Here is a 10,565-nt window from a genome sequence, read left to right on the forward strand (position 1 = left end):
TCAAGTGATAGGTTTACGCAGTGATAGGACGTTTACGCGGTATTTTAATCGAAAAAACAGCGCCAGAAATTTTAATTGAATGCCATGGCATTGGTTATGAAGTTACCATGCCAATGACCAGTATTTACGCCTTGCCTGAATTAAACCAAGAAGCAGTAGTATATACTCACTTTGTTGTACGTGAAGATGCACAATTACTTTATGGTTTTGCCAATAAAGTTGAGCGAAAATTATTTCGCCTGTTAATAAAAGTTAATGGTGTTGGTCCAAAGTTAGGCTTAGCTATTTTATCGGGTATGTCTGCTGATCAGTTTGTTAGTTGTGTTGTTCATGACGACTTAACCACCATTGTTAAAATTCCAGGGGTTGGTAAAAAAACTGCAGAACGTTTATTAATTGAAATGCGCGATAGATTAAAAGATTGGCAAACCGATAGCAGTGATGCACTTGCTCATATGATGCCAATGGACGTTAATCAAGGAAATAACTTTGTTAACGATACTAAAGGTGATGCAGTTAACGCGTTAGTTTCTTTAGGATATAGTCAACAACAAGCAGATAAAGCGGTTAAAGCGGTATTCGATGCAGGAAAAAGTAGTGAAGACTTGATTCGTGACGCGTTAAAAGCCATGTTATAAATTATAAGCAATAAATTTAGTATCAAAGCCGTAAACTTTCCTAAGAGTAAACCATGATAGAAGCCGATCGACTAATTGAACCGATAGCCAGCCGCGAAGATGAAACGGTTGATCGAGCTATTAGACCAAAAATGCTATCCGATTATACCGGACAAGAGCATGTAAAATCACAAATGGAAATTTTCATAGCTGCAGCTTTGAAGCGTGAAGAGCCACTTGATCATTTATTAATTTTCGGCCCGCCAGGTTTAGGTAAAACAACGCTGGCTAATATTGTTGCCAATGAAATGGGCGTTAGCATTCGCACCACATCAGGTCCAGTATTAGAGAAGGCAGGGGATTTAGCCGCACTACTGACTAATCTTGAAGAAAATGATGTCTTGTTTATCGACGAAATTCACCGCTTAAGCCCTGTTGTTGAAGAAATACTTTACCCTGCAATGGAAGATTATCAGTTAGATATTATGATTGGTGAAGGGCCGGCTGCTCGTTCGATCAAACTTGATTTACCACCCTTTACTTTAATCGGTGCTACTACCCGAGCTGGCGCATTAACCTCACCACTGCGTGACCGTTTCGGTATTGTTCAGCGATTAGAGTTTTATAACACTAAAGAATTAACAGAAATTGTCATTCGCTCCGCGCATTTTTTAAATTTGGAAATTGACCAAGAGGGCGCATTTGAAGTAGCAAAGCGCTCTCGTGGCACGCCCCGTATTGCCAACCGATTACTGCGTCGTGTTAGAGATTATGCTGACGTCAAGACTGGCGGCATTGTTAGTCAATCAACGGCGGCGAGAGCGTTAGATATGCTAGAAGTTGATAATGAAGGATTTGATTTAATGGATCGCAAGCTACTTGAAGCGATTATTGATAAATTCGGTGGTGGTCCTGTTGGTTTAGATAATGTTGCTGCTGCCATTGGTGAAGAACGAGAAACGATTGAAGATGTTTTAGAGCCGTTTTTAATCCAACAAGGTTTCTTACAACGTACGCCAAGAGGGCGAATAGCGACTAATCGAGCATATTTTCATTTTGGTTTAGACTTCCCTGAGAAATAGCCCCAAAAAAACAAATGAAAGATAAAGCACCTTTTGGTGCTTTATTTTTTATCGTAGCAGGAAAATCATACTGTAATATTATTGGTAGTAGGTATGACGGTTTAAATCATAGTTTTTAGACAAAAAAAAGCCCACATAAAACTATGTGGGCCAACTTAGAGTGTAAGTTGTAGAAGGAAAATAAGTTCCTAGGGATATGTCAGAGAGAAAAGTTGAATACTATTCAACAGTTTATTGGCTATATGGAAATACCTGTCAGTTAGACAAATATTCTGCGCTAGCTCAGAAAACAAAAGCATTCTAGTCCGATGAGTTAAATAGAACAAACGAAAAAAATTTATATTGCCCATTAGAAAAACTAATGCGAAGGCTTCTGTTTAGAATAGACCCCGTCTATCGTGGCTGTCACCATCGAATGATTAGGGTTGTAGCTCTTTGCTTGTAATTTCAGCAATAGACTGATTTTAATGTTAGTAAGCGCAATGAATAAGGTTTGGTTGTTCTGAATAAGTGAGGATCTAATGTAGCTAGCATTAAAAAACAGCCATTGCCCAAGGGCTGAGGCTAAAGCTATCTTACTTTGTGTTGAAAATAGTTGATTTAGTTTGCTAAATTACATCATTTTCGCCTTAATTAAGTCGATTTTATCTCTCAGTTGAATTATTAAACAAAGATCAACAGCTCCTAATAACAATATTTTTATATTTGAAGGGATTAAATCACACTTTTTGCAGAAATTGTTACAAAGAAAGGCGTTAAGGCCTTGTGGCACGTGAGCCTTATCTATTATGATAGGCTGATAAAATTCCCTTAAAAATATTCGAAGTTATTAATGTCGTTAAATAGTTATCAGCACGCCGTTCGCATTTATTACGAAGACACCGATGCTGGGGGCATAGTTTACTATGCTAATTATTTAAAATTTTTTGAGCGCGCTCGAACTGAATGGTTGCGCTCTCTTGGTATTAGTCAATCAATATTTTTAGAACAAAACATTGGTTTTGTGGTCACAAAGGTAGAAATGGACAATAAAGCATCGGCAAAACTTGATGATTTGTTGACAATTACTACGACCATTAGCCGATTGAAGTCTGCTAGTTTAGTATTTTCTCAACAACTCGTTAATCAACACCAGCAACTATTATGTGATGTTGTGATTAAGGTTGCCTGTGTTAATTTGTCTATTGCTAAACCTTGTGGTATTCCCAAAAGCATATTAGGAGCATTAAAACGTGTCAGCTGAACTCTCATTTTTTGACTTATTTTTAGAAGCAAGTTTATTAGTACAACTGGTGATGTTGACTTTACTTGGTTTTTCAATCGCTTGTTGGGCGATGATTTTTCAACGTCGTAAAGTTTTAAATGCCGCCCGTGAACAATTACAAGAGTTTGAAGATAAATTTTGGAGTGGTGCCGACTTAAGCAAGCTTTATAGTGAAGTCTCTGCCAAAGAGCAAGTTGATGGTATTGAGAGTTTATTTGTTTCAGGTTTTCGCGAGTTTGCGCGTTTACGTAAAAGTCACACCTATGCTCCACAGATTATTGTTGATGGTACACATCGTGCCATGCGCGTTGCACTATCACGTGAAGTTGATAGCTTAGAAACACACCTACCCTTTATGGCAACGGTTGGTTCAATTAGTCCTTATATTGGTCTGTTTGGTACGGTCTGGGGAATAATGAATTCATTTATTGCTTTAGGCGCTGTTGAGCAAGCTACGCTTGCTATGGTTGCACCAGGTATTGCAGAAGCACTAATTGCAACAGCAATGGGGTTGTTTGCTGCGATTCCAGCGGTAATGGCATTTAACCGTTTTAGTCATAATGTTGAAAAGCTTGAAAATAGTTATGGTAACTTTATGGAAGAGTTTTCAAGTATTTTGCAAAGACAAACAGCAACGGAACAACAAACGTAAGGTTGGAGCTAGCTTATGTACAATCGTGTTAGGCGTCGTAAAGTAGCTGAGATAAATGTCGTTCCATATATTGACGTTATGCTTGTGTTATTGATCATATTTATGGTTACCGCACCTTTAATTACGCAAGGAGTTAAGGTTGATTTACCACAAGCAGACTCTGAGCCTTTAAGTAAAGACAGCAAGCCGCCGCTTGTGGCATCTGTAGATGCAAAAGGCCAATATTATTTAGCGGTTGGTACCAGTAAAAATGAGCCGATGTCAGCAGAAGAAGTGGCGACATTAGTGAAGGCACATTTAAAACTTGCCCCTGAAACACCGGTAGTGGTTAATGGTGATGGTGCTGTTTCTTATGATGCTGTCATTCAGTTGATGGTGCTTTTACAGCAAGTAGCAGGTGTGCCATCTGTTGGCTTAATGACTGATACGCCGGAGAAAAAGTAGTGTCATTTAAGTACGCGACTCCAATAGCATTGAGTTTTGGCATACATGTCGTATTAGCTGTGGTGTTGCTACTTGGCGACTTTTCTACACCACCAAAGGCGACTCCAACAGCTGTGCAAATGGAACCTATTCAAGCTGTTGTGATTGACAGAGGTAAAGTAGAAGAACAAATTAACAAACTTAAAAAGAAAAAAGCTGATGATGCTAAGAAAGTAAGAGATCTCGAAAAACGTGTTGCTGCGGCAAAAAATAAACGCAAAAAAGAAGAGCGTCGTATAAAAGAGCTTGAAAAACAGCGTAAGAAAAAAGCAAGAGAAAAAAAAGCAGCCGACAGCGCTGCTAAAAAAGCGAAAGCTAAGGCCAATGCTGCTGATAAAATACGTAAGCAGAAAGAAAAAGAGAAAAAAGAGGCAGATAAAGCGGCTTCTGATGCGAAAGCAAAACGTTTAAAAGAAGAGCAAGCGGCGAAAAAAGCTGACCAATTACGTAAGAAGAAAGCCGCTGAACGAAAACGCAAAGAACAAGAAGCACTTGAACGAGCTGCCCAGCAGAAAATGTTAGAACAACAAATGGCCGAAGAAATGGCAGGTCGTCAAAAAGCACGACGCCAACAAATGATGACAGAAGTTGGCCGCTTTCAAGCATTGATAGGGCAAGCCATTCAGCGTCATTTTCTTATTGATGAAGCAACCATGAAAGGTAAGTCTTGTAAATTAACGATTAGTCTTGCACCATCAGGCTTTGTCACCAATGTTGTTGTTGGCAAAGGCGATAGAACGGTTTGTGAAGCAGCAAAAAATGCAGTATATAAAGCGGGGACTTTACCTGTGTCGAAAGACCCTGAAGTATTTCGCGAAATGAGAACTATCAGTTTAACGGTAGCACCAGACAAATTTAATTAAGTTTTGTATTTATTAGGAACATAATCAACAATATGAAAAAAGTAACCCTGTTTGTACTCCTTTTTGTCGCTTTGATGTCAAAGCAGGCAATGGCCACTTTAGAAATTGTTATTACTGAAGGTGTAGACGGCGCAAGGCCAATTGCCGTAGTGCCATTTAAATGGAGCGGTACTGGTGTAATACCTGAACGTTTGTCAAAAGTCATAAGTGATGATTTATTGCGCAGTGGTAAGTTTAGTCCAATTAATGTATCGAATTTTCCACAATCTCCACACGATGATAGCCAAATAGATTATAGTGCTTGGGCTGCTGAGGGGGTTGAAGCTGTCGTTATTGGTGAAATTAGTGAAGCATCTATTGGCCGCTATCAAGTGAAATATCAATTAGTAGATGTGATTCGTGGCCAGGTTACTGGTGGCCAAACACAAATGTTGAGCAATGGAGAGTTGGTTCAAACATCAGATCATATACTAGATGAAAGTACGGTTGAAATTGGTAGCGATCAATTTCGTCGATACGCACATCGAATTAGTGATGTTGTTTATGAAAAGCTGACTGGCGCTCGAGGTGCATTTTTAACGAAGATTGCTTATGTTATCGTGCGTGACGAAGGTGAATATCCTTATCAACTTGCTGTTGCAGACTATGATGGTTTTAATGAGCACGTATTACTTAGTTCGAAAGAACCACTAATGTCACCTGCGTGGAACCCTAATGGTAATCAGTTAGCTTATGTAACATTTGAGAACCGCCAAGCACAAATTCACATTATTGATATTTATTCTGGACAACGAAATTTAATTACCTCATTCGATGGAATTAATAGCGCACCAAGGTGGTCTCCTAATGGCAAGCAACTAGCAATGGTGTTGTCTAAAGATGGCAACCCTGAATTGTATGTTATGGACGTTGCTAGTAAAAAACTACGCAGAATTACCCGTCACCGTGCCATTGATACCGAGCCAAGTTGGACACCAGATGGAAATTCATTGGTATTTAGTTCAGAACGGGGTGGAAAAGCACAGCTATATCGCGTAAATTTAATCGATGGTAAAGTAAGACGCTTAACTTTTGATGGTGAAATGAATCTCGGCGGTTCATTAACACCGGATGGAAAGCAACTAGTAATGGTTAACCGCACACGTGGTCAATATCATCTAGCTAAACAAGAATTTGATTCAGGGATTTTCCAAGTGTTAACAAAAACACGTTTGGACGAATCTCCAAGTATTTCACCTAATGGTGGAATGATAATTTATAGTACTTTACACAATAACCGTCAGGTATTGAGTTTAGTTTCTGTAGATGGAAGATTTAAGGCAAGATTGCCTGCTTTAAATGGTGAAGTGAAATCGCCTTCATGGTCGCCATTTTTATAATAATAATTAGTAATTTAATTTGTAAATAATAAGGACACTTAAAATGCGTTTGAATAAAACAGTAAAGGCCCTAGCGGTTGTTTTACCTATTTTGGCTTTATCAGCTTGTAGTTCATCTGATTCAGCTAGTGAAGATACTAGTGCTATGCAAACTAATGAAGCAGCGATGGCTGAGCAAAAAGTTCGCGATGAAGCTGAACGTGTAAAAGTAGCAGCAATGCAAAAAGCTGAAAAAATTAAAGCTCAACAAGAACGTGAAATAGAGCGTTTACGTTCAGAGCACATTGTTTATTTTGATTTTGATAAATCATCAGTAAGTGCTGATTTTGCAGCCGTTTTAGAAGCTCATGCTAAGTTTTTAAATGAAAACTCAAACGTGAACGTATTAATTGAAGGCCATGCTGATGAACGTGGTACACCAGAGTACAACATTGCTTTGAGTGAGCGTCGTGCAAAAGCGGTTGAAACTTACCTAGAAAATATGGGTGTTTCAGCGTCACAACTTAGCACTGTAGCCTATGGCGAAGAAAAACCAATGGTTAAAGATCGTAGCGAAGGCGCGTTTGCTAAGAACCGTCGTGCAGTATTGGTTTATTAATCAGGTATTTAAATGAAACCCAATAGCATTCTATTCGGGATGTCCTTTGCTGTTGCTGCTAATTTAGCAGTGGCGGCAGAACCTGCTCCTGTAATTGAAGTAAACGCTGGCACAATGGCAAGTAATACAACTTCAAATCTAAGTGAACAGCTTGGTAGCCTTGAACGCAAATTAGATGCGCGTAATCGAGCGCAAGTTAATGTACAACGTCAACTTGATGAATTGCAAAATGAAGTCAATGAATTACGTGGCATTACAGAGCTTCATACCTATCAACTAAGTCAAGTATTAGATCGTCAACGTGAGTTGTATCAAGAACTAGACCGGCGTGTTTCCGAAGCACTAAAGCCTGCTAATCAAGCACCCGCTGCACTTATTGCGCCATCGAATAATGTTGATGCCGTAAGTTATAGTAATAACTTAACTGAAAATGAAGCCTACGACCGCGCGGTTAATATGGTGTTAAAAGATAAACGCTACGAACAGGCCATTCCTGAATTCGAAGCTTTTAATCAAAAATATCCTGATTCTAGCTATGCAGCGAATGCGCATTACTGGTTAGGGCAGTTATTATTCAATAAGAGCGAATTAGCTAAAGCACGTAAAGAATTTGATTTGGTGGTTGATCAATATCCTGATTCAAGTAAACGTAGTGATGCCATGCTGAAACTTGCGATGGTTGAACAAAAAGAGAATAATTTAGGTAAAGCGAAAACGATTTATCAGAAGTTATTAGCGGAATACCCTAACTCAAGTGCAGCGAAATTAGCACAGCCAAGGTTAAATAGCTTAAAATAGTAAAAAGTTGCTGTTAAGTTCTCCGTTTTGCTGTCTTTTTGTTCGAACAGTCAATAAAGTCAAAAAAACTGAAGATTGTTGTTGCACTTAAAAAAATTATGAGTATTATATGCCCCGCATTGGACGAGTAGCCCAATGAAAACAAATGTCGGTCGTTAGCTCAGTTGGTAGAGCAGTTGGCTTTTAACCAATTTGTCGAAGGTTCAAATCCTTCACGACCGACCACTTTCTTTACCAAGGATAGTGTTTGGCATTTGTTGTAGAGTATATCGGTCGTTAGCTCAGTTGGTAGAGCAGTTGGCTTTTAACCAATTTGTCGAAGGTTCAAATCCTTCACGACCGACCACTTTTTCTTCATTGAAATTGCTGGTTTTGAATTTATTCATAGTAAGTTCATTGTTAAAAATTAAAAGTAGTTTATCGGTCGTTAGCTCAGTTGGTAGAGCAGTTGGCTTTTAACCAATTTGTCGAAGGTTCAAATCCTTCACGACCGACCACTTTTAGTTCTCGAATATTTCTTAAAGTATACTGTTTTGTTCATTACCAATTCATTATATTAGTTCATTGTTAAAAATTGAAAGTAGTTCATCGGTCGTTAGCTCAGTTGGTAGAGCAGTTGGCTTTTAACCAATTTGTCGAAGGTTCAAATCCTTCACGACCGACCACTTTTTATTACACAACATCTATTGAAATCCTCAAGCATATTCCTTGTAAAATTATTAGTCTGTAATACCTGTTTTATACTTCTTTATTTATTATCTTAATCTGTTCTTAGCTAGGATATATTCTTAGTACACATTTAATCTTCTATACCTTATAATTCACGCGATTTTTAGGTACTTATCGAGATGACACATGACACAAGCAAATTTAGCCGTAGACTTTGACTTTCAATTTCCACAAAAGCCAGCACCACTAAATGCTGTAGAACGTGAAGAATATAAAACACGTATTAAAGCCTTATTGAAAGAAAAGAATGCTGTGCTTGTTTCGCATTATTATACTGATCCAGAAATTCAGGCTCTAGCTGAAGAGACAGGTGGTTGTGTAGCTGATTCACTAGAAATGGCTCGATTCGGTAATAACCACCCAGCAGAAATCTTAATTGTTGCTGGCGTTCGTTTTATGGGTGAAACGGCAAAAGTCTTAACACCTGAGAAAACCGTTGTGATGCCAACATTAGAAGCAACCTGCTCTCTAGACTTAGGTTGCCCTATTGAAGAATTTAATGCTTTTTGTGATCAACACCCAGATAGAACAGTTGTTGTGTATGCAAACACTTCTACTGCGGTAAAAGCGCGAGCCGATTGGATTGTTACCTCATCATGTGCATTAGAAATTGTTGAACATTTAGATGAACAAGGTGAAAAAATCATTTGGGGACCTGATCGTCATTTAGGTACCTACATTGAAAAGCAAACCGGTGCTGACATGTTAATGTGGCAGGGCGCTTGTATTGTTCACGACGAATTTAAAACTAAAGCATTAAAGGACATGAAACACCTTCATCCTGATGCGGCAATCTTAGTTCATCCTGAATCTCCGTACGAAATTGTAGAGCTTGCTGACGCTGTGGGGTCAACTAGCCAGTTGATTAAAGCTGCGCAAGAATTGCCAAACAAAAAGTTTGTTGTTGCTACTGACCGTGGTATTTTTTATAAAATGCAGCAGTTATGCCCAGATAAAGAATTTTTTGAAGCACCAACGGCTGGCGAAGGTGCAACATGTAGAAGTTGTGCGCATTGCCCTTGGATGGCAATGAATGGTTTACACGAAATTGAACAAGCGTTGTTAAATCCAGAAGGGCGTGAAGTCTTTGTTGATATGTCGTTACGTGAGGGAGCGCTTAAATCGCTTGACCGTATGCTTCAATTTAATGCGGAACTTAGTAAAAATAAGTAATTTAATAACATTCTGTTCTATAAATAGGCAGTTGTTACTGCATTAACTAAATTTTGTTGCGTTCTGATAGGATTTTTTCTACCATAGCGCAGCTTCGAGCTAGAGCAAAATTATTACTTTAGAACAAAGCGTTTAAAATGGTGAGGTGTCCGAGTGGCCGAAGGAGCACGCCTGGAAAGCGTGTAAGGCGCAAGCCTTCGAGGGTTCGAATCCCTCCCTCACCGCCATATCTATTAATATCATTTCCAGTGAGTGATATTGAAAAGAAAGCCGCTAGTTAACTAGCGGCTTTTTTGTATCTGTTAGTTTCTCTTGTATACAAACACCTAGCATAACCAGAGTAACTTCCGGTAATAGAAATAACTACTTTCATTTTATAGTTAAATTTATGGGTTAAAATTTAACTTTTATTTTTCATCCAGAGTTTAACTAACTAAAGATTGCTTTGTTTCTTAGGAATAATTGTAAATAAATAGTCGATACAACTCTCAGTAGGTGCATACTTGTACGTTTTGTATAATTAAAGAGCAAACGATTCACTTTATGATATTTAATTGAAATTAAGTGTTGACGTGCTCTGAAAAATCGCCATAATGCGCTCCACTTCTTCGGGGCAACCCAAGAAGCTTGTTTTAAAGAGTTAACTACACTGGTTTAGGCCAAAATAGCTGACTTAACGTTATAAAGTAGGGTTTTGAATCTTCTAAAAAGAAAGTTCAAAAAAACACTTTTTTATTAGAAATAAACGTTGACTTTAAAACACGGAAGCGTATTATACGCATCCTGCTTCAGGCAAGGCTTGTAGCAACGAAACAAAGCGAATGAGATTTTGTTTCGGTTAACTCATCGAGTTAACGTTCTTTAACAATTAGTTATCATGCAATTTGTGTGGACACTCACATTAACGTTGATTTTACATAGTTATCC

At 38.5% G+C, this 10,565-nt stretch carries 10 protein-coding genes and 5 tRNA genes; all 15 read left to right on the forward strand.

Annotated elements, in window-relative coordinates; all coding sequences use genetic code 11:
* Positions 1–20: 20 nt before the first annotated feature.
* The 15 genes from ruvA (at position 21) to B7C41_RS13555 (ending at position 9,865) form a co-directional block, all read left to right on the forward strand.
* Positions 21–638 carry a Holliday junction branch migration protein RuvA gene (gene ruvA / locus B7C41_RS13485; RefSeq protein ID WP_085299421.1) on the forward strand — a complete coding sequence of 206 codons (618 nt, stop codon included), beginning with the start codon at positions 21–23 and terminating at the stop codon, positions 636–638.
* 53 nt (positions 639–691) lie between these two features.
* Positions 692–1,699 carry a Holliday junction branch migration DNA helicase RuvB gene (gene ruvB, locus B7C41_RS13490; protein ID WP_085299422.1) on the forward strand — a complete coding sequence of 336 codons (1,008 nt, stop codon included), beginning with the start codon at positions 692–694 and terminating at the stop codon, positions 1,697–1,699.
* An 832-nt stretch (positions 1,700–2,531) separates the two neighbouring features.
* On the forward strand, positions 2,532–2,942 hold the full coding sequence (gene ybgC, locus B7C41_RS13495) for a tol-pal system-associated acyl-CoA thioesterase (RefSeq protein ID WP_085299423.1): 411 nt from the start codon (positions 2,532–2,534) through the stop codon (positions 2,940–2,942).
* Positions 2,932–3,615 carry a protein TolQ gene (gene tolQ / locus B7C41_RS13500; protein WP_085299424.1) on the forward strand — a complete coding sequence of 228 codons (684 nt, stop codon included), beginning with the start codon at positions 2,932–2,934 and terminating at the stop codon, positions 3,613–3,615. Before ybgC ends, tolQ begins: the two co-directional genes overlap by 11 nt.
* 15 nt (positions 3,616–3,630) lie before the next feature.
* The gene (tolR, locus tag B7C41_RS13505) at positions 3,631–4,059 is read left to right on the forward strand and encodes a protein TolR (RefSeq protein WP_085299425.1); all 429 of its coding nucleotides are present in this window, start codon (positions 3,631–3,633) and stop codon (positions 4,057–4,059) included.
* Entirely contained in the window at positions 4,059–4,961 is a 903-nt protein-coding gene (gene tolA / locus B7C41_RS13510) for a cell envelope integrity protein TolA (RefSeq protein ID WP_085299426.1), read from the forward strand. The genes tolR and tolA overlap by 1 nt, the downstream gene beginning before the upstream one ends.
* A 32-nt stretch (positions 4,962–4,993) precedes the next feature.
* A complete protein-coding gene (gene tolB / locus B7C41_RS13515) occupies positions 4,994–6,340 on the forward strand; it encodes a Tol-Pal system beta propeller repeat protein TolB (RefSeq protein WP_085299427.1) in 1,347 nt (448 codons plus the stop codon).
* Between the two features lie 43 nt (positions 6,341–6,383).
* Entirely contained in the window at positions 6,384–6,938 is a 555-nt protein-coding gene (pal, locus tag B7C41_RS13520) for a peptidoglycan-associated lipoprotein Pal (RefSeq protein WP_085299428.1), read from the forward strand.
* A gap of 12 nt (positions 6,939–6,950) precedes the next feature.
* Complete coding sequence (gene ybgF, locus B7C41_RS13525) at positions 6,951–7,736, forward strand: tol-pal system protein YbgF (RefSeq protein ID WP_085299429.1); 786 nt, start codon at positions 6,951–6,953, stop codon at positions 7,734–7,736.
* Between the two features lie 149 nt (positions 7,737–7,885).
* A tRNA-Lys gene (locus tag B7C41_RS13530) sits at positions 7,886–7,961 on the forward strand.
* 45 nt (positions 7,962–8,006) lie between these two features.
* Positions 8,007–8,082 (forward strand) — tRNA-Lys (locus B7C41_RS13535).
* A gap of 75 nt (positions 8,083–8,157) precedes the next feature.
* Positions 8,158–8,233: transfer RNA gene (locus B7C41_RS13540), tRNA-Lys, on the forward strand.
* A 92-nt stretch (positions 8,234–8,325) separates the two neighbouring features.
* Positions 8,326–8,401, forward strand: a tRNA-Lys gene (locus tag B7C41_RS13545).
* A gap of 190 nt (positions 8,402–8,591) precedes the next feature.
* The gene (nadA, locus tag B7C41_RS13550; protein ID WP_085299430.1) at positions 8,592–9,638 is read left to right on the forward strand and encodes a quinolinate synthase NadA; all 1,047 of its coding nucleotides are present in this window, start codon (positions 8,592–8,594) and stop codon (positions 9,636–9,638) included.
* A 139-nt stretch (positions 9,639–9,777) separates the two neighbouring features.
* A tRNA-Ser gene (locus B7C41_RS13555) sits at positions 9,778–9,865 on the forward strand.
* Positions 9,866–10,565 lie beyond the last annotated feature (700 nt).

This window comes from Cognaticolwellia mytili (assembly GCF_002104475.1).
In the GTDB taxonomy this organism is placed as follows: Bacteria; Pseudomonadota; Gammaproteobacteria; order Enterobacterales; family Alteromonadaceae; genus Cognaticolwellia; species Cognaticolwellia mytili.